Genomic DNA, 19450 nt, shown 5'->3' with positions numbered 1-19450 from the left:
ATGTCACAGCTCAAATGGTGGTTAAATTTTTTTCAGCCTCGTTCCCAAAGTCGGCAGTCGGCAAAGTGCAGTAGGCAAAATTTTATGAACGGGTTACCATGCCCTTTGCTGACTGTTAGCACATCGAATGACACTAGTTTCTATAAATACTGCGTATGATCAACATCGGATGTGACATGTAATCATTGACCAATGCCAGTGACTGTTTTATTTAAACGATTTACCCAACGAAATGAACGATTTTAATATTCTTGATTTCCCGGAAGTTTACCCAAAAATTAAAGCCAAATGTAAAGAAACCGGGTTTGACATGCCTTCTGATGTTTACATAGGAACTTTTTTGAAGACACTGATAACCTCTAAACCCAAGTCAAATATTTTAGAATTGGGAACAGGAATTGGGCTGTCATTGGCCTGGATGATCGATGGGCTGGATAATGATTCCAGGCTGACCACCGTTGATAATGATCCTGAACTCATTGAAATAGCCAAAGGCTTTTTTGGGAAAGATGAAAGAGTAAAGATTGTTTGCGAAGACGGTGCGGATTGGATTAAAAGCTATTGTGAAGAGAAGTTCGATTTGATTTTTGCAGATGCATGGCCTGGAAAATACAGCGAGTTGAACGAAACACTTGACCTTGTCAAGGTGGGAGGCTTTTATGTGATTGATGATATGAACCCTCAACCCAACTGGCCGCATGGGCATTCGGAAAAAGCGAAAAGATTGATGGAATACCTTGAGAGGCGCAGTGACTTTTCTATGACAAAAATGAACTGGTCAACCGGCTTAGTACTTTGTACAAAGAGATTATGAAGTTTACCCTCCAATTTTTACTCACTCCAAAACTGTCATACAAGCGGTTTTAGAAAACGATCACATGGTATTTTACGTGGGTCAATGTTATATTTTTTGATCTTAAAAAAACTTATCATTAAAGTTAATCTTCTGATAGTCAATGTTATTTAAGTAAATAACAAAAAAGTAATAAAATACACATTCTGCTTTTGGTATAAAAAGAAATTTCAGCATACATTTATATCCTTTCTGATCCTCCACATAAGTAGCCCTGCGTATGGGAGGAAATGTCAGTGGTGACGGCCTTATGAACTAAGTCCGTGAACAATCGAATTTCACTTTTAAATGTCGTTTATGGTAATAACCGGATCATCCCTTTATCCTGCTACAAGGAAAATATAATTTTTCTAAAAGCAACCCCCCTTTGTGGGCTCCAGGAGTCTGCAAGAGGCTTTAAAAAATAATTATATGAAAGGACTGATTTGCAATGGGAGATGGAAATCTTAGGTAAGACTAAGACGATACACTTGCAATACAGTCTATTAAACAATCTTTAAAATGAAAGATTTTTTCAACAATTATAGAAAAAAGCTACAGAACGTTCTGGCAATAATAGTGTTAACGTGCTGTGCACTGAATGTCAAAGCGCAAGTTGATATTTTTGGATCAGATACAGTTTTAATTAATGCAACTAATGTTGAGTATATTTTAGATATAGGGCCACGAAACCCGGCTGATTTTAGTGATATCTCCTGGGGTGCTAGGGGTGATCTGCAGTTGGAATCTGTCTCAGTGGACGGATTTAGAGCATTTTATTCGTCGGTAAAACGAAATACAGCAGGTCAGATATTGGAAGGTTATGGTCTAGGTCAGGTAGTGGTCAGTTATACTGATTCATTAAGACCATCGGTCTGCGGTCGACCTAATTTGGGTAAACGAATATTTAAGAAGTTTGGGAAAGCGACAGAGATAGATAACATAATCGGACCTTCATGTATAAAGCCTGGAGACACCGTGACCTATTCGATCTTGCCTATCGTGAGTGTCAACATTAATGATCGTATCGGTATTGACAAATATAAGTGGACATTGCCCCCTGGTTGGGAAAGTGGAATCCAGTTCTACTCCGGTGATAGCAGCTCTATTACTTTTATAGTAGGTGCGCTGAGTGGTAATGACATGTTGAAGGTAGATATTGGACAAGCGAACTTTAATGATACCTTTGAATATGAACTGAACCTGGCATTGGGAGTGGATGATCCCATCTTTGATATTGCTCCACCAATCTGTCTTTCTCTGGATTCTACAAAATTTACTGTGGATGTGGCAGCAATTGCCGGACTCGAATATACCTGGGGTTTTGGCCCTGGCACAAGTTGGGGTTTTGGTGAAGGCACGGGAGCGAAAGACGAAAGGATAGTAGTGAACGTAGATGATCGAGTGGGGATACTTACCTTACAGATTAAAGGTGCCTGTGATCAGCCATTAGATACTACCTTCATTATAAACAGGCAATTTGGCACAAGCAATGAATTAATAAGCGTTAATGGCACTTGTCTCAACGGTGGTGCTGAAGCGGTTTTCTCCATTACCAATTCCGATGCAGATGTACAATGGCTGTTACCCGGAGGATGGAATTTTGCTAATGCCAATGTAAATCTTTCTACAGTAACCCTTATTGCAGGACTGCAAAGCGATACTCTGAGAGCAGTTTCGGCTAGCTGTCCGGGGGATACGCTTGCATTGGCAGTCGACATTATTCCATTGACACCTGAAAACCTCCAAGGAGATGATTGTATACCCAACGGTTTGATCGGGGATGTTAGCTATATGGTGACTCCGGTAGATAATGCAGTAAGCTATACCTGGACTTTTCCTGCCAGTTTTTCACCTAACACATTGACTACAACTATTCCTTCTGCTACGGTAACCGCCAACCCTTTTGAAGGAATAGGAAATGTTACGGTGCGAGCCAACGGTTGTCAAAACAGTGCTGTTAGTACACTGCCCGTAGCTTATGGGCCGAATGTGCCTACAAACCTTGATGGCCCTACTTGCATAGGATTGGATTCATTAAGTAATTATTTCACTTATTCTGTAGATAATCAGGTAGGTGTTGCCTTCAAATGGAAGCTCCCTGTGGGTTGGGGGTTTGAACCAGGAACCAGTGAGACTGGCAATACGGTTTCTGTTACACCTAATGGTAATGTTGGTGATAACTCATTTATTGAGGTATCAGCTATTGGATGTGATACTACGGCAATAAGTAGTCTGGAGGTCGTGATTGAAGGTGATGGTGGTTTCAATTTTTCCGTTGTTCAATTTCCAGGGACTACATTTTATCAAATTATTGAGCCCAGTTACAATTTTAGCAGTGCAGATCAAATCGTTTGGACTTTTAGCAATGAATCGGGTACGGTAATGGACAGTGTTGTATTGCCCAATGGTATTGTATATGGTCAAATCCAATGTGAAAAAGGCACGTTGACCGCAAGAGTCATCGACCGGGATGCTTGCATAAATGCTACTGCATTATTTACCATTGATACGTGTTTAAACGCTTTAAATGCAAGCGCTGCACGAACAATGCAGTCTTCAAGTATTGTCAGCGCAGATTTTAAAGTTATGCCCAATCCTATAACAGATAAGATCAATCTGACTCTGCCACCTACGGAAACGACCTTTACTATTGTATTACTTAATGCTGAAGGCAGGCAGCTAATTATCAAAGAGAGCGATGCAAGAATGGAAGTTATAAATATGTGGGATAGAAAACCAGGTGTTTACTTCTTGTTGGTGAATGACGGCACTAACAAGTTTTCCACAAGACTGATAAAAGAATAATAATTCGGTTAATTTAAACATCCGAAGTTTCAGCACTTCGGATGTTTATTTTCTTCATAGGCTCATTTTTCTCTACTTTGTTACGTTGGTAGTGTAGAATTTGAAATGTCCTAAACATAAACTTACTATGAGTTATTGTTAAATATAATAATGGGAGATAGTCCAGGACATATGTCATATTTAACAATTAACATACTTAAGGTTGAAATATTATATTTTTTATATTTAATTAATTTAAATCTGTATTAATGTGATATTTTGGCTTTCAATCTTTTCCTCTTAGGCAAAAACCATGAATAACTTACATCACTAATTACTTCTTACTCAAGAAACGTATAGAAGAACAAGGTCTGATGATCTGTTAGACTTGTTTACAAATGATGAAACAACTTGTTATGATTAAGCAATTACCATATGTGATTAAACATTTATGGTTACTTATCTTCTTGTGTCAACCAGTTCTTGTTTTAGCACAAGTGAGTAATTACACTTTTTCAAATAAAGATGGAGGGGCAGGACCAAGTTCAGGTGTCGGAACCTCACTTTTAAAACCTTTTGATATTTTTGATCGAACAAAGCGAGGGGCGATTGTTATTAATAATGATTTAGAAGAAGATACTACTTTTGTTAAGGGTCCGGGATTTCCTATGGGTTTTGACTTCTATTATGATGGTCAATACTTTGATCGTTTTGCCGCTTCTACCAATGGTTATATTAAATTGGGTACATCCTCCGAAGACTTTACAATAAAAAGAGATACATTGACAGGGGCGGTGTTTGAACATGATTTTGCGAAGGAAAGACAAAATATTATATCCGTTTTTCAAACCGACGTAAATACAAACATCCCATATAGTCATACCTTTAACTATGTGTCGGGCCTTGGATTCCCAGGAGAGAAAAAAACAATTGTATCGTGGTATAATATTTATTCTATTGGTTTTTATGAAGAATATCCATCTGGTAGCGCACGGGAAATATTCACACAAGTAACACTTTTAGAGAGAGAGAGGAGTCTACGGTTTTCGTATTTCGCGGGCCTGCCTTTTGCTACACATATTAAAGAAGTAGCTATAGGCTTGCGTGGCTCTCAATTGAATAATAATCCAGAAAATTTACACCTGCGTAGCGTTGTCAATGGAATCAATGATTGGACCACTTCTGAAAAAAGTGCTAATCCGAGTGCTGTGATGGATTTTAACCAAGACCTGCTGTCGGGAAACTCCCGCACATTCACATTCAGTCCTCCGATAGATAATACTGCTACACCCGAAAGTCCTGTTACTTATTTTCTGGTACCTGACTATTATTCGGGCTCTCAGTATGGAGATGCTGAATTCCACTACATTCTGGCTGATCAGGCAGATAGTATTTCCCGAAACCCGGTTCTGGGCTGGTCACCCGCAAGTCAATTAGACAATACCTATGATGTATACCTGAGTACTGATTACCCACCTGCTGATCTACTTGTTTCAGGGGTGAGCGAAAGACGATTGGAATTACCGGAACTGGCCCCCGGCACTACTTATTATATCGGGATAGTGGCTCATAACGCAAACGGCAGTACACCCCTGGACATCTCTTCTTTTACCACACGTGGAGGGTTAGAGTATTGTAGCCCTCCGATTAGGGGTGGCCTTGGTATAATAGAGTCTGTTGAATTGAATACACTTCATTTTCAAACCAATGAAGCTTTGGAAGAACTAATGGAATTCCCTTTTGAACCTCCTTATACCACTACATTGATACGTGGAGAAACATACGCATTTCGTTATTCAGAATCCACCGTTACCAATGAAAATGGAAGTGTTTATGTTTTTATAGATTATAACCAGAACGGGCTATTAAGTGAAACCAATACGGCAACAGATAAAGAAGTTAAACTGATAGGTTCTAGAGTGCGTGGCGGTACGACAGAGGCTCAAATTACTATACCGGAAGATGCACTTTTAGGCGAGACCCGGTTAAGGGTAAAGGTATTACCTGCAAATATTAGCGGGCGCAACCCATTCGACCCCTGTATCTCCAGTGGTTTAAGGCAGGATTATATCATTACCATAGCCCCTTCTGTGAGTTGTGCAGGTTTTACCATGTCCCCGCAGGTACAGCCACTTTCTTGCTTTGAAGCCGGAGACGGGGCCATTGATTTACGTCTGACCGGAGGAACCGAACCGTATACTATCACCTGGGAGAAAGATGGACAGCCCTTAGCGGGTACTACAGGAACCCAGGATAACCTGGGAAGAGGTATATATCGCGCTTTTGTGGAAGATGCCGTTGGTTGCGATATGCAAACGGTGTTAATAGCCGTGATTCAACCGCCAGGACTCCGCTCGACCCTTGTGGAACAGGTTGACCTAACTTGTGCAGGCGACGGTAACGGAAGCATTTCACTTGATGTATCCGGGGGTACCGGACCTTATACTTACCTGTGGAGCAATGGACAAACCGAGGCAACTGCTACAGAACTTGTAGAAGGAGAATATTCGGTGACTATTAGCGATGCTAAGGACTGCTCTATTACTTCAGAGACATTCACCATAGTGGCCCCTGCCTCTTTGATGTTTTCAGAACCGGAAATGATGTCCCCAAGTTGCCACGATGCATCTGATGGCAGCATTAAAATTAGTACCTCCGGAGGTAGTGGGTCTTATACCTATTTATGGAGTAATGGAGAAACCGAAGCCATCGCTACGGAACTGGTTGAAGGAGAATATTCAGTAACCGTTACTGATATAAAAGATTGTTCCATTACCTCGGAAGCATTTGCTCTTTTGGCGCCCACACCAGTAATACTTTCTGAGTATGAAGTGGTGTCTCTCAGTTGTCATGGAGAGTCTGATGGTCGCGTTTCTACTACGATATCCGGGGGTACCGGACCTTACACTTACTTATGGAGTAATGGACACACGGAAGCTACCGCCACAGCATTATCAGAAGGGGATTATACAGTCACTGTCACTGATGCGAAGGGATGTGTATTTATATCAGACGTATTTAACTTAACCGAACCAGCCCCCTTAGTGGCTACCTTATCAGTAGATGACCTCACAGAAGGTGCTGACCTGGTAGTGGAAGTAAGTGGTGGAAACTCTCCGTACAACTACCGTTGGCTTCCGGAGCATAATGAAGCGGTCTTGGAAAATGCCGCAGCAGGTGAGTATAGCGTTACAGTAAGTGATACCAACGGGTGTACATTTTTATTAGAGAACATTGTGGTAGAGGCTAATGTGACCACTTCCCTGGAGGGTCAGGCTATATCATCATTTTCAGTGTATCCCAATCCTGTGGAAGACCATATGACCATACAATTTTCCGAACCGGCCCCAAAGCTGCCCTGGCAATTTTCACTGATCAATAGTGCAGGTAAAAAACTGTGGGAAACCAGTGCCTATGGTACCGGAACAAGGATAGATGTATCGGAAGTAGCTTCAGGAACTTATTACCTAGTAATAGTTGGGGAAGGTCAATCTATCATCAGAAAGGTATTGATCAGGTAATGGAACAAGTTTTTCAATAGACGGCTAAAACTAAATATGCTGCCCACCGATTTCCCAACAGACTAGCTACGGATTAGTTGAGGAAATGTATTGTTTTCACATTATGATATGCATAAGTTAGTCACAAGCATTTTCCTCCAAAAATGCCATCACTTCTTCAAGCTCCTTGATTTTTGAAGACTTGTTAACGATCTTTTCATCCAGTCCACATCCTTCCAGCAGCGTGTTAAGTACTTCTTTGATGTTCTTTTTGTAGACAAGATTTTGAGTATTGTGTTTATTGTCTACGATGAAATACTCTTTGAAATAAAGGCCGCCCGCATCGTCAAAATTAACGGCCCCTTGTATTTCATTAGCGGCTTTTTGAGCATTAACGGTGGCATTTCCGATGGCCGTACCCAGGTCCTCGCCATTTTTCATTGACCTTTCAAAGCTCCGTTTAGCGGCACCCTTGGCAGCAGATTCAGCTAATTCTTGTTGTGCAGATTCAGCTACACCTTTCACAAGGTTGGTGGTACCTTCCCGCACATGGGTCGGTCTTGAATTTCTGTAGTAGCTGAACCTGCCTCTAGGGTTGAAGACACGAATGTATGTACCGTATACGTTCAAATAATGCTGCTCTTCCCCGCCAATATTTTGCATGTAATACGATACCGTGAAGGTTTTACCCCTATACTCGATAACCTCATCATTTTCTCCCACATATTTTACGCCGATAGGGCCGTAGACCTTTGTGCCATCCGACTCTTTTACATCTCTTTTCCGGGAAGCTATTTTACCCGTTTTTTTCTGCCCATCTTTTAAAATGATATAACCCGGGTGAAAGTTTTTGGAAACATCTTTATAGTCATTTTTAACTTCTGACAATAGTAAGTTTGCGGGCCCGTAATCCAATAAGTCCAGCCTTTTAAATTTCATCTTTTCTTTATTATTACCCTGGTAGCGGATCTCTACCGTATCCGTATTCACCACTTTGAGAGAGATCTTCCCATCTTTTCTTTGTCCCGAACTTAATACCACATATCCTTTGATGTAATTAGTGGTAGTGATCTGCTTCTTTCCGGCAGTCATGGTTGATTTCACCGTATATTGTCCGAATAAGGTACAGGGCAATAATGTAAGTAAGATTAAAAATGTTTTCATGACAGCTTTTTTATTGATCTTGATTAATTGAACATAACAAATGCCCCGGTAGAAAGGGTGAGAATATTTTTTGAATACTGTTTTTTGTGCATTGTGAAATGCTGTTTCCACATCGTTGGTCTTAAGCCATTCTTCATAAAATGAGGTCATTTACGTACATCGTCTGGCCCTATCGTACTTACAAGCTTTTCAAGCTGTGCTTTTACCATCCAGGTTTGACCTGTTCTAAAGTTACCTTCATTAAAAAATACCTCATTCATCAGGTGAGCGGCTCGACTACCTCCTTCGCCACCTTTTCTGGCTATGACCAGGTCAGCATACAAGGACACATTCAGGCCGTCCAGCAGTGAATAACTAAAGTCAGTCAGGTCCTTTTTAGTGATTTTTGGCTAACCAAATGTCGTATAGGTTAAAAACGATATGAATAACGCAATGAAGTAACACATTGAAGATGAGCAACATAGGGCGATTTTGCGAATTAACGTTCATGAAATCAGGCATTTATTAAATATTTTTTCTGTGCTAACTGACAATGAAATTGAAAATGACACAGATCAGAACCTCATTGAAAAAATAACATCAAACAGGGCAAGTGCCCATATCTCTGCTGTCGAGATCAATTCCATTGATCAATTGAAACCTCTTCGTGAAGCATTTATTAAATAACAGAACTTATACCTCCGGCAGGTTGTTAGCTCTCAAAACATATAAAAGATGAACACTTATTGCGATCCCGAAACGGGTATTTGTACCCCTTCTACACTACAGGAATTAAGTAGTATCGGTTCTAACCCACAAAGTGATAAAACCGAAATTATTTATGTAGGTGATCCTATGTGCTCGTGGTGTTGGGGAATCTCTCCGGCGTTGGTGCAGCTTAGAGATCATTTCAGGAAGAGTAAAGTTGCCTTTAGGGTGATTGTTGGTGGGTTGAGACCGGGAGGAGGACAGTCTTGGAATGATCAGATGAAGGCATTTCTCAAACATCATTGGGAGCAGGTGACAGAGCGTAGTGGACAACCGTTTGGATATGAGTTACTTGATCAGGAAGCATTTAACTATGACACAGAACCGTCTTGCCGGGCGGTAGTAGCTGCAAGACCCCTGGTGAAAGAAAGGGAAATGGAATTTTTCGAAGCAATACAACATAAATTTTATGTTGAATCCCAGGATCCGGGCAAGGCTTCGTTTTATGCCGGTATTTGTGATCAGTTTGATATAAACTATGGTGTTTTTTTAGATCGTTTTGAAAATGCTGAGATAAAACAGGAAACCATGGACGAGTTTAATATAAATCGCTCCTGGGGTATTCAGGGGTATCCATCGGTATTATTACTTCACAATGATCAACTTCATAAAATTGCTTATGGATACAGTACTTTTGATCAGATGAAAGAACAAGTGGAGTATTGGCTTATTTCGGGAACAAAATAAATAATTTGTATCCTACATAATGAAAACATTTATTCTTCTTAGCCGGACGAAATTCGGCCCGGGCTTTTTGTTGTTAAGGGGCTTTTATTATACCAGAAACAGCGGCTTGTTTATGAATAATTGTTGGAGTTACTCATAGCAAAAACGCTTGAAAGTATAACTAAAAACAGAATAGTACTTTTACAACTGTGTGGAACCAGGGCTTAACTTATTTATACTTAAATCGTTTTATTCAATGCTGAAAGGTAGGTTCAGCTAGTTTTACATGTTGTGGTGTGAAGATAGCGGTTGGATACTTACCTAACCGCCATCATTTCCATCAGTTAAAAAATATCGGTTTTAATTTCTTCCGGCCATAACTCCACCATCTATGTCCCAAACAGCCCCGGTCACCCAACTTGACTTGTCAGAAAGTAGAAATAGGATGGCATTAGCGATATCTTGTGGAGTGCCATTTCTTCCAATGGGATGAAAGCCGTTAAAGCCAACCAATGCTTTTTCAGCCTCTTCTTTCCCTCCAAAAACACCATGGTAGACCGGCGTGTCTACTACGGCCGGAGAGACAGCATTAACCCTGATGTTAACATCTGCCAGTTCCATTGCCAGGTGCTGCGTAAGAGAATGTAATCCTGCTTTTTGCATGGAATAAGCGGAGGATGGTGTGGCTTTTACAGCTTGTTTAGCCCACATTGATCCTACATTCACTATAGAACCGCCCCCCGTCTTCTTCATTTTTTTTGCTACAGCTTGTGTAATGAAAAAGAAGCCCTTATTTAGATCGAGATAAGCGTTATAGTCTTCTTCTGTATGCTCAAGAAATGGTTTAGGGTCAAATATTCCGGATGCATTCACCAGGAAATTTACATCGTTAAAAGAATGTATTACGGATATAAATGTATTAAAACTGGCAGAGTCAGTAATGTCTACCTGGTGTTTGTATAAGTTAGGAGTATCATGCACTTTGTCCACATTACGGCCAACAATATGAACATTTGCTCCATGTTTTAAAAGTTCTTCAGCGGTTGCCTTTCCAATACCACTTGTGCCCCCTATTATGACGGCTGTTTTGTTTTCTAAGTTTTCCATAATTGTAATTATTAATATAAATAATGAACAGACAAGTCTGTCTTTTTATTGAGAAATTTTTTTAATTTAATATTTGGTCACATAATTGTTTAGCAGATTTTATAGGCCAGTTTTCCTGGTGCAGGTGACTTTCTGACACTGCACTTTCATAGAGTAAATAGATTTGCCTGGCAAGCAGGTCAATCTCTTTTCGGGATTTTTCCTGGACGTTATCTTCTAATAGTTTACCGATCAGTTCAATAAGACTTGTCTTCTGTTCCTGGATCTCATCTCGTATTTTATGATCGTCTTTAGGGATTTCAGATACTGTTCTAATGCACCAACAACCATTAAAATCCCGGTCTTTAAAAAACAACAAGAGAAAATCAAAGATGGCCAGTAATTGATTCCTTCCTTTTTGCCTGGACCGGCAGAATTTTTCAATATCACTTAAGAAAGTGTCATTCTTAAACCTTAAATATGCCAGGCAGATGTCTTCCTTGGATTTGAAATGACTATATAGTGTAGCCTTTGCAATGCCAGCCTCCGAAATTATTTCATTTATTCCGGTCAGATTATACCCATTCCTATAAAATAGAAAAGAGGCCGTTTCAATGATTCTGTTCCTGACTTCTGAGTGTTTCACAACACAAAGATATGATTAAATAATAAACAGACAAGTCTGTCTTTTTTTATAAGAAATACGGCACTGGGTCAAGGAGTCAGACTTACTGACATCCCTTAAAATACTATCTACCAAGAGCAAAACTGTCAATACACTGGGAAATAGTAAGTAATAAAATTTGATTATGAATGGGTCATAGGTAAAATATATGCCTGGCGTGTTTATTTGGAGATAATTGTCGGGACACCACTGAGGTCCGGATATCAGTATAAACAGGCAGACGGTTTGGGTTTTATGTAATAAGATTTATAGTTGACGGCTTTTTTGTCCATACATCCTTCCAAATTGAGTAGTTCTACTTTTCTGAAGTGGATCGCATGGCTTTCTGCTTGTAGCGCCAGGTATCCTTCCCGGAGCAGTTCGCCATTCCTTTCAGCCCAATAATCGTATTGCTCAGGAAGTTGTTTTTTGATCCAGGGAAGAGCGCCTATCTGTGGACGGTTATAGGTCAATACAGTATCACCGTTAATGAGGTGATGTATGATTGAATCACCGAGTACTATGGCTTCAGCAGTGACCCATTGATCACCATTGTACGTTTTTGAACTGGAATTAATACAGTGGTCCGGAAGTAGTTTTCCGTTCATTTCTACCTGGGTTCCCGGAGTACATACGTTACCCGTAGGACGTTCTTCTCCTAGTCCTCCAAGGAGCTGCAATTCTATAGATATCGGGAAGGGCTGATCTTTGGTAAGGGTATTAGCAGCCTGAGAATGAAGCATGACCCCACTATTTCTTACGTTCCAATGTACCCCCCCTTTCAATTGCTCACCTACAAACCGATATTCTGTACGAATGATGTAATACGAGAAGGGCTTGTAATAATAGATATGACCAAATTTGTTATCAAAGTGTTCATATTCATTATAATTAACCTTGAGCAGACCGTCCTCCACTTTGAACGTGTTTTTATAGTTGTCACTAAGTTCGTGCCCGGCAATTTTAATGTCCCATCCACTCAGGTCTTTTCCATTGAAAAGCTGTTCCCAAACAGGTTTGTCGGGAGTGCTGTTCGAACAACTGAATTGAGAAACCCCCAAAAACAACGGGATTAGGAATAAATAACGCATATAAGTTGAAGTTAACTGAAGGATGTTTAATTATCAACTAAGGTACAGGTTTTGCAATACCCACAGGTGAGGTATCTCTTTGATGTAATTACCTTCTTGGTATCACCCGCTTTTGGCTCTGACGTTGATGTTCTTGACAGTTAACTTTTAATTTGAAAGAACCCTCTTGAATGGGGCCATCGCTTGTTAGAAAAAGATTGTAAATCCTAATACATTGAACGAAAATGCAGGACGGAAAATCCGCGGAAATCTGGCAAATATGACGCACGCCTCAACCTGCCGATTTGAAACTGATCTGCAAATTCGCTACTTTAAAAAATCCTAATTATGCCCAGAGGCGCGACATCACATCTGGGCATAGGTGCAAGAATCCAAAAATAGAAAGATGGAGATTATTACGGTGATGGACCAACATATTATGTTCAGTTCATAACTGTTGCTCACAAAAAACTATCTTTTATTTGGCTCACCAATCTGGTCCCATCGGGGTCGGCCTGTGTTTTTAGCTGACAAAAATCTTCTGCCCATTTTGAAGTACGAACGCGTAAAGGCGGATCTTCATTTTGTGCCACTTTTAGAATTACTTCTGCTACTTCCAGTCCCGTTTGATAAACTTGTTCTTTGCTTTCATTTGCTCTTTTTTGATTGCCTGCTAAATACCTCTCGAATATTGGCAGGTACTCCCCTGAAGCTAATTGCCCGTCATCACCAGTGGTTTTTTCTACTGCCGATTTCATGAATTCTGTTGCAATACCACCAGGCTCAACATTGGTGATCTTAATATTAAAGGCGTTGCTTACATAAGTAGCTAAACCTTCCATAAATCCTTCTACGGCAAATTTTGCTCCGCAATACAATTCGTTGAATGGTTGCCCCACTAAACCACCTACAGAGGTTATACTAATGATCTGACCGGACCTTTGTTTTCTCATAAATGGCAAGAGAGCTTGTGTACAAAACACTACACCGTGATAGTTTACTTCCGTTACCGATCTGATTTCTTCCTCCGAGGATTGTTCAGTTGTTTTGGCAAAACCGGCTCCTGCATTGTTAATCAACACATCTATTCTTCCGTCTTTTTCAATAATGGTTTGTACAGCCGATTGAATGGATTGAATATTCGTAACATCAAGGGGAAGCAATTCAATCGTCAAATTTTCCTCTTTAATTTTTTTCCTAAGCTCGTCAGCTTTATCCAGGTTCCGCATAGTAGCATATACCCGGTAGCCATTCCTGGCAAACAGGATTGAACTTTCTAGTCCTACTCCGGTGGAAGTTCCGGTAATTAATACGTTTTTTTTCATTTTAGTTAAGTTATATTGGATTGAACATTCATTCCAATTTCATGCAAAAAATTATTCTTTAATAGCGTCCCACACCATTTGTTTTTGATTTTTTAGTGCAGTGTGTTTTGTTTCGTTCTGATTAAAATGCCATCTCAAATAAGATAGAACTGCGCCACCGATGAATAGTAATAATTCACTTATTTCTATATCCTTGATGACCCGCTCCTGTTTACCTTTGACCAAAAGCTGAATAACAGCGTCAACCGATTCCGATCCTATATTTCTACTTTCTTCCGTTATAATGGGGGAGGCCTGAAGTTGCTCCATAAAGTGAAAATACATTGGATTATGGATGAAAAAGCCAATGATCGAAGTGAAATAATCCTCAAATTGTGTTTTGATAGGTTGGTCTGATGCAAAGGCCTGCAATACAGACTTTTCTTTTTCCTTAATACTTACATAAATTTCATTGATGAGCGTTTCTTTGTTAGGAAAGTAGTTATAAATGGTCCCCATCCCTGTGCCTGCGGCTTTTGCGATAGCAGACATTGGTGTATTATGGACCCCTTTTTCTGTAAGTAGTTTTAGGGCGGATGATGCTATGGCTTCTTTTTTAGTCACAGTGTGAAGATATAAAATTGGAATGATCACTCCAAAAATATAATCTATTTTTTTAATTATTGCTTTGAACTTATGCTGTGACTAACGTTAAAATTGAATAATGAACGAAAGTGGTCATACCGACCTGGTAGATTTTCAAAATTCCAGTTCTATCTTTTATTGTACCTTTTAACTCAAATACAGCATATGTCTGCCGGCCTTTCTTTATCAATGACTGCCTGGAGAGTGTAATAAGTCATATGGATTTACACTCTTCTTAGGAGCCACAAACAACTAATCACATATTTTTCTGATGATATCGGGCATCTCATCGAATGTATCGGCCCAGATAACATTTAAACCCAATTCATTGGCATCTTGCTCTTCCAAAAGCATGGTCATTTTATCCACCGTTTCACTACTGTCCTTAAAATTGGGGGTTTTTTTAATAATGTAATGGTTAAGGTTTTTTGAAGGGTCTTTTCTATTGGATACATCGAGTAGCCGTCTCAAATTAGAATCGGTGAGACTAAGGCCGATCAGTAAGCAGGTATTCTGACCTAATTTGTTGAGTTGTATCAGATTTGACCAACTAAATGGATCAATAAATTGAGCATGATAAGCATCTTCACTGAACACAATTTCTGTCTCTTTGGGCACTTTACCCTTTCTGGGCAAAAAACCATGTACATGGTAGATCGGTAAAGCAGAGGGATCATTTCTTAAACCTTCTGCTGAAATGGTCTTGTGTTTAATGTTGGTATTATCTAAATTTTCTTCTATGAGTGCATCGAAATTAAAGGTTATGATCGAGTCCAATGGCATTCCATTTCTCTGTGGTCTTGACAATTCGACAATGGCATCAATTAAATCGCAGCAAGTGGGATTACCTTGATAGAGCGCTTCTCGCAATTCCGGCAGAAAATCCTTTCCAAGATTGGACTTTAAGTATTTCCCGATCATCAATGAAGATGACCCAAGCCTTTTCTGAAACTCATTCGCACTGACATTTTTTAAAGAAATTGAATGGTCATTCGATATTTTGATCATCATTGATTCCAGTAGTCTCAATAATAACGTATTCCATGAAGGTATTCCCGCACCAATGGAAACACCTGCTCCGCAAACCAGGGTCAGTTTTCCCGATTTCAGGGCCTCTGATAAAGAGCCATAGGCTGCATCGTAATTCCTTTCGTCAACTTCACTTCCTATGGGGTGTTCAGCAATCTCACCGGACAGCGCATTGACAATACGGTCTATGCCCAAAGACTGGTCGTTGGTTAAATCAACATACAAGTACCGTGATAAATATTGTGGCACCGTACTTTTATCTACCAGCACTGGGATGATACGGGCTTTCTTTTTAGAGATATCACTAAAAGCGATCACCGAGTACTCTTGCTTGACCCATTCCGATTGGAGAGAATGCTGACTTACGATAATAATAATGGCGTCCGTATTTCTCAGGCCCTCTTCAATTTTACTGATCAGGTTATCCCCCTCTCTGATTTTCCAGTCGTCGTACCATACTTCATGGCCGGTTTCCCGGAGTCTTTTAGAGATTAAATCAGCATATTTCTCGTCGTTTTGGCTATAACTAATGAATACATTCATATATTGACTAACGATTTTGGATACTTAGTGCGTCGACCTAAAGTGCAGTATGTCCGTTGCCGGTGTTTTCTAATTCGTCCTTTCTTTATTTTGGTAAACGGTTAATAATCAGTCGTATTTGCCCCATATGGTTAGCCTGATGCTCCATTACATGATACCAGGCCCAATGATTGTTCATACTACTACCTTTAACTTTAGAAGCAAACCAGTCGTCATCCTTATTTTTTAATAATTTTAAAGTTTCTTTCCGAACATCTTCCCAGATGGTGAGATAAAATTCTATTGGCTTGTTTGTGATTGACTTACGTGCTCTATCTCCTAAACTAAGCGCTACATCCCACTTTTCTGATTCTTCTTTGTTAAAGCCTCTGTTTTCAAAAGTGTATAATTGGTAGTATTTTTCTGTAGCTGCAAGGTGTAAAATCAACGCACCTATTCTATTCGCTTTTTCATCCAGGAGAAAATCTACTTCTGCCATGTTAAGGTTTACAACACTATTGGTGACTCGCTTTTTCAGATCTTCCAACATGGAGACGGTTGTGCCGATTTGCGCTGAATATCCTTTTTGAGGCCCAATAATGTTTTGAGCGTGTAGCGCAATTCCATTCAATAGTAGCACGAGGGCCCAATAACTTCGTAAATTCATACACTATGTTCTCTAATTTTAACAGATTGTAAAGACTGTTTGTCTCAAAACTTCAAATTAAGAAAATTAAGATGCCTTCTGTGGAATTAAGTAGCGTTTTTCTTTTTGGGAGTGAGGAGTAGACTGCCTGACTCGTTTGCTAAAAATAAATCAAATGGTTCCAGAAGGAATTTTGCTGGGATGGCAGTAGCTATGTTCTTTTTTCTGGCTTACTATTTCATAGTTTTCAGAACATTAAGTCTAACCATAAAATTAATTTAGCTATGGGTTTTCTATCAGTATTTCTTTCCACTGGACGCTTAATATAGGCCTGTTCCCATTCATATCGTAAAAAATGAATACGTCGTTTAAGTCGGTAGATAGCCGGTTAGCGCCACCATCATATAATTGTGTGTGAAGTTCAAAAAAACTTTTTATCGCTCGTTTTACTGTAGCATATACTTTTCCATTGTCTTCGTAAATCGTCATTTTTTGGCCGCCAATGCTATAGCTACCCACCAGTTTTTGTCTCATTTCTGACGATAGTAAAGCTTTTGAAGGTTTTTCCTCAGGCATACTCAACGTGGCATTATACCACGGGTCTTGCCTGCTTTTATGATGCTCATGACTATATGCGATGGTCTTTTCCGGTTGGAGTGTATTTCTTACATCTTTATCCCAACTGGTTTTCCATAGCGTATGTGTAACAGATACATTGATTCCGGAATTCGGTAATTCGATTTTCTTAATATCGCCGACGGAGTTAGCTCCCTCTCCTGTATTTTCACCCACCAATATGGCTGGTGTGTTATTGGCTAATATGGAAGTCAATTCTGCAATTGTACCTTTGGTTGCCCTACTCGTGAATATGAACAACGCTTTCTCAGGATAACTTATCAGGTGATTTTTTATCAAATCCGTAAATGGCTTTAGTTTAAAACCATTACCACCTCCACCAAAGCGATTATCTACTATTATCCTTTCGATGTCTTTCTCGTTAAGATCGTTGCTGATCTCTTTTACAAATTGTTTGAATGGGATGCCTGAAGGATCGTTGATAATTCTTAGAAACTGAATTGTTAATAGTTTATGTTCAGGGATGTACTCTTTCCAATAGTAACTGCCTTCAAATTTTTTGCCAGTAAAGCCAGATTCCCTGTTACCAACCAGATTTCTCTTGATTTTGATATATTCAGAGACTGTTTCGAACGGAACATTTATCGATTCTCCATTTTCTAACTCTAGTGTTATGTACTTTTCCATGCTCTCTGTTCCTGCTGCGGTCAGCCATGCAGAAATTTGCGAGTACATAGGGAAGGCATACTTCTTGTAGGATAAATTATCACCCGGGAGATAGGGTTTCATTTTTTCGAACAGGTTTTCAACAGTTTCACCGTTTATCCTTACGATCTTTTTGCCTATCAATGGTTGGTTCGCTTCATTCGCATCGCAGATATACATTCCATCAGAAAACCAATAGCTTTTTATGGGCAGTACGGGGCTATCAAATGCTTTTTGGAAAGGATAGATAGACGTGCCTTCATCTTCGAGAAGTCCCAGCGCTCTTTGGATTTCCAGGACGATCTCCGTGGATGATTCCTGATTTAAAGACGCTTCCAACTGACTGTCAAAAGCCGTCTCGCTGATACGATCGTCAAAGTCAGGAAAAGTTTTTTTGATCTGTGTTTTTAAGAAATTAATGTCTTCTTTCCACTGACTTTTCGTCAGATCACGCTTTACCTGGGCCTTCAAAGTAAAAAATTGTATGGACAAGAGCAATAAAATCAGTGTTCTGAACATCTTGTAGGGTCAATAAATTAGAACTATTCAATAATCAGGCAATTTATACGTATTATTGATGATTTCAGTTTTAATTTCTGCTAACCTCGCCTGGAATTTTCCAGGGATAATTCATTCGCTTTTTTAAGGGTTACCAAAGCTTTTTTCCTGCTCCCCAGGAAATAATGGCAGATATTCTTACTTAATAGCATATACCAGGTATCCGGATACACCTTAAGTGATTTGTTGATCAGATTCATTCTATTCAAACTCCTGATTGGGAGAACAGGTATTTACCTGTTTATTGCTATAATCCCTTTAAAATCTTTGAACTAAAAGAATAATTGCTCTGAGCTTTTATATATTATTTATACAATTAGGAAACAAATGAATTTTTTCTTCGTTTCGGATATCATATGAAATATACACAGCTAGGTGAATTCGAAGAATTGGTACTCCTCGTTATTGGTACGCTTGGGAATGAATCTTATAGTATATCCATCAAAAATGAACTTAAGGAGCGTACAGAACGGAATCCGAGTATAGGTGCTTTGCATTCTGCATTGAACCGTCTTCAGAAAAAAGGATTTGTAGATTCATTTGAAGGGGGGGCTACGCAGGAGCGAGGAGGGCGGAGAAAACGATTTTATGCTATCACAGCATACGGAAGGAAAGCGCTTGATCATTCTTATCAGCTTAGATCTACCTTGTATCATTCACTTCCAAAATTAAGCTTGTCCAATGAATGAATCACCCAGAACAACACCTCCCGGGTGGTTAGACCGATTGCTTGGATGGTTTTGCAGGAAAGAAGAGGTTGAGGTATTAAGAGGCGATCTTTATGAACTGTATGCTGAACGGTTACAGGAGAAGGGGAGGATGAATGTATCCGTCCGATAAAATCCATATTTGAGGGAGTGGTAAAAAGCGATAAACTTGTGTCATGAAAAGACATGATCAGGAACAGATGCGTATTCTTTACCGCCAATGGAAAGAGTCAGGAGAAAGC

Annotated in this window: 18 protein-coding genes; 7 read left to right on the top strand and 11 right to left on the bottom strand. The window is 39.7% G+C overall.

Features of this window, described 5'->3' with window-relative positions:
- Positions 1–232: 232 nt before the first annotated feature.
- The 3 genes from FNH22_RS14170 to FNH22_RS14160 all read left to right on the top strand — a co-directional run bounded on the left by FNH22_RS14170 (position 233) and on the right by FNH22_RS14160 (position 7140).
- Positions 233–814 carry an O-methyltransferase gene (locus tag FNH22_RS14170; protein ID WP_143399063.1) on the top strand — a complete coding sequence of 194 codons (582 nt, stop codon included), beginning with the start codon at positions 233–235 and terminating at the stop codon, positions 812–814.
- Positions 815–1354: 540 nt separating this feature from the next.
- The gene (locus FNH22_RS14165; RefSeq protein ID WP_143399062.1) at positions 1355–3640 is read left to right on the top strand and encodes a T9SS type A sorting domain-containing protein; all 2286 of its coding nucleotides are present in this window, start codon (positions 1355–1357) and stop codon (positions 3638–3640) included.
- A 476-nt stretch (positions 3641–4116) separates the two neighbouring features.
- On the top strand, positions 4117–7140 hold the full coding sequence (locus tag FNH22_RS14160) for a T9SS type A sorting domain-containing protein (protein WP_185154228.1): 3024 nt from the start codon (positions 4117–4119) through the stop codon (positions 7138–7140).
- A 117-nt stretch (positions 7141–7257) separates the two neighbouring features.
- Here the strand turns inward: FNH22_RS14160 and FNH22_RS14155 are convergent, their stop codons facing one another.
- A complete protein-coding gene (locus FNH22_RS14155) occupies positions 7258–8433 on the bottom strand; it encodes a hypothetical protein (protein WP_143399060.1) in 1176 nt (391 codons plus the stop codon).
- Entirely contained in the window at positions 8430–8612 is a 183-nt protein-coding gene (locus FNH22_RS14150) for a hypothetical protein (protein ID WP_143399059.1), read from the bottom strand. Before FNH22_RS14150 ends, FNH22_RS14155 begins: the two co-directional genes overlap by 4 nt.
- Positions 8613–8802: 190 nt before the next feature.
- Between FNH22_RS14150 and FNH22_RS32045 the strand changes: the two genes are divergently transcribed.
- Both FNH22_RS32045 and FNH22_RS14145 read left to right on the top strand, forming a co-directional pair.
- Positions 8803–8949, top strand: a complete 147-nt coding sequence (locus FNH22_RS32045) for a hypothetical protein (RefSeq protein ID WP_185154227.1) — start codon at positions 8803–8805, stop codon at positions 8947–8949.
- A gap of 48 nt (positions 8950–8997) precedes the next feature.
- Positions 8998–9717: a DsbA family protein gene (locus tag FNH22_RS14145; protein ID WP_143399058.1), complete on the top strand. Its 720-nt coding sequence runs from the start codon at positions 8998–9000 to the stop codon at positions 9715–9717.
- 339 nt (positions 9718–10056) lie between these two features.
- Here FNH22_RS14145 and FNH22_RS14140 read toward each other — a convergent pair whose 3' ends face one another.
- The 9 genes from FNH22_RS14140 to FNH22_RS32040 all read right to left on the bottom strand — a co-directional run bounded on the left by FNH22_RS14140 (position 10057) and on the right by FNH22_RS32040 (position 18701).
- The gene (locus FNH22_RS14140; RefSeq protein ID WP_143399057.1) at positions 10057–10803 is read right to left on the bottom strand and encodes an SDR family NAD(P)-dependent oxidoreductase; all 747 of its coding nucleotides are present in this window, start codon (positions 10801–10803) and stop codon (positions 10057–10059) included.
- Positions 10804–10864: 61 nt separating this feature from the next.
- Positions 10865–11428: a TetR/AcrR family transcriptional regulator gene (locus tag FNH22_RS14135; RefSeq protein WP_143399056.1), complete on the bottom strand. Its 564-nt coding sequence runs from the start codon at positions 11426–11428 to the stop codon at positions 10865–10867.
- Positions 11429–11670: 242 nt separating this feature from the next.
- Positions 11671–12537 carry a DUF1080 domain-containing protein gene (locus FNH22_RS14130; RefSeq protein ID WP_143399055.1) on the bottom strand — a complete coding sequence of 289 codons (867 nt, stop codon included), beginning with the start codon at positions 12535–12537 and terminating at the stop codon, positions 11671–11673.
- A 440-nt stretch (positions 12538–12977) separates the two neighbouring features.
- Complete coding sequence (locus FNH22_RS14125) at positions 12978–13841, bottom strand: SDR family oxidoreductase (protein ID WP_143399054.1); 864 nt, start codon at positions 13839–13841, stop codon at positions 12978–12980.
- A 51-nt stretch (positions 13842–13892) separates the two neighbouring features.
- Positions 13893–14444 carry a TetR/AcrR family transcriptional regulator gene (locus FNH22_RS14120; RefSeq protein ID WP_143399053.1) on the bottom strand — a complete coding sequence of 184 codons (552 nt, stop codon included), beginning with the start codon at positions 14442–14444 and terminating at the stop codon, positions 13893–13895.
- A gap of 273 nt (positions 14445–14717) precedes the next feature.
- Entirely contained in the window at positions 14718–16037 is a 1320-nt protein-coding gene (locus tag FNH22_RS14115; RefSeq protein ID WP_143399052.1) for a TIR domain-containing protein, read from the bottom strand.
- A gap of 85 nt (positions 16038–16122) precedes the next feature.
- Positions 16123–16683, bottom strand: a complete 561-nt coding sequence (locus tag FNH22_RS14110) for a DUF664 domain-containing protein (protein ID WP_143399051.1) — start codon at positions 16681–16683, stop codon at positions 16123–16125.
- Positions 16684–16944: 261 nt separating this feature from the next.
- Complete coding sequence (locus FNH22_RS14105) at positions 16945–18462, bottom strand: hypothetical protein (RefSeq protein WP_143399050.1); 1518 nt, start codon at positions 18460–18462, stop codon at positions 16945–16947.
- 80 nt (positions 18463–18542) lie between these two features.
- The gene (locus FNH22_RS32040) at positions 18543–18701 is read right to left on the bottom strand and encodes a hypothetical protein (RefSeq protein WP_185154226.1); all 159 of its coding nucleotides are present in this window, start codon (positions 18699–18701) and stop codon (positions 18543–18545) included.
- 156 nt (positions 18702–18857) lie between these two features.
- Here FNH22_RS32040 and FNH22_RS14100 point away from each other — a divergent pair, with 156 nt between their 5' ends.
- Positions 18858–19190, top strand: a complete 333-nt coding sequence (locus FNH22_RS14100) for a PadR family transcriptional regulator (RefSeq protein ID WP_143399049.1) — start codon at positions 18858–18860, stop codon at positions 19188–19190.
- Positions 19183–19341, top strand: coding sequence for a permease prefix domain 2-containing transporter (locus FNH22_RS32035; RefSeq protein WP_185154225.1), 159 nt, complete (start codon positions 19183–19185; stop codon positions 19339–19341). The genes FNH22_RS14100 and FNH22_RS32035 overlap by 8 nt, the downstream gene beginning before the upstream one ends.
- Positions 19342–19450 lie beyond the last annotated feature (109 nt).

It is taken from the genome of Fulvivirga sp. M361 (assembly GCF_007097395.1).
In the GTDB taxonomy this organism is placed as follows: domain Bacteria; phylum Bacteroidota; class Bacteroidia; order Cytophagales; family Cyclobacteriaceae; genus Fulvivirga.
Note: the sequence above shows the minus strand (reverse complement) of the source record. Positions and strands in the feature narration are given on the sequence as shown.

Bases quoted from the DNA above. Each gene is read 5' to 3' on its own strand.
- FNH22_RS14105 (WP_143399050.1), bottom strand. From the start codon at position 18,462: ATGTTCAGAACACTGATTTTATTGCTCTTGTCCATACAATTTTTTACT.
- FNH22_RS14115 (WP_143399052.1), bottom strand. From the start codon at position 16,037: ATGAATGTATTCATTAGTTATAGCCAAAACGACGAGAAATATGCTGAT.
- FNH22_RS14130 (WP_143399055.1), bottom strand. From the start codon at position 12,537: ATGCGTTATTTATTCCTAATCCCGTTGTTTTTGGGGGTTTCTCAATTC.
- FNH22_RS32040 (WP_185154226.1), bottom strand. From the start codon at position 18,701: ATGAATCTGATCAACAAATCACTTAAGGTGTATCCGGATACCTGGTAT.
- FNH22_RS14155 (WP_143399060.1), bottom strand. From the start codon at position 8,433: ATGACCTCATTTTATGAAGAATGGCTTAAGACCAACGATGTGGAAACA.
- FNH22_RS14125 (WP_143399054.1), bottom strand. From the start codon at position 13,841: ATGAAAAAAAACGTATTAATTACCGGAACTTCCACCGGAGTAGGACTA.
- FNH22_RS14145 (WP_143399058.1), top strand. From the start codon at position 8,998: ATGAACACTTATTGCGATCCCGAAACGGGTATTTGTACCCCTTCTACA.
- FNH22_RS14170 (WP_143399063.1), top strand. From the start codon at position 233: ATGAACGATTTTAATATTCTTGATTTCCCGGAAGTTTACCCAAAAATT.
- FNH22_RS32035 (WP_185154225.1), top strand. From the start codon at position 19,183: ATGAATGAATCACCCAGAACAACACCTCCCGGGTGGTTAGACCGATTG.
- FNH22_RS14165 (WP_143399062.1), top strand. From the start codon at position 1,355: ATGAAAGATTTTTTCAACAATTATAGAAAAAAGCTACAGAACGTTCTG.
- FNH22_RS14140 (WP_143399057.1), bottom strand. From the start codon at position 10,803: ATGGAAAACTTAGAAAACAAAACAGCCGTCATAATAGGGGGCACAAGT.
- FNH22_RS14110 (WP_143399051.1), bottom strand. From the start codon at position 16,683: ATGAATTTACGAAGTTATTGGGCCCTCGTGCTACTATTGAATGGAATT.
- FNH22_RS14100 (WP_143399049.1), top strand. From the start codon at position 18,858: ATGAAATATACACAGCTAGGTGAATTCGAAGAATTGGTACTCCTCGTT.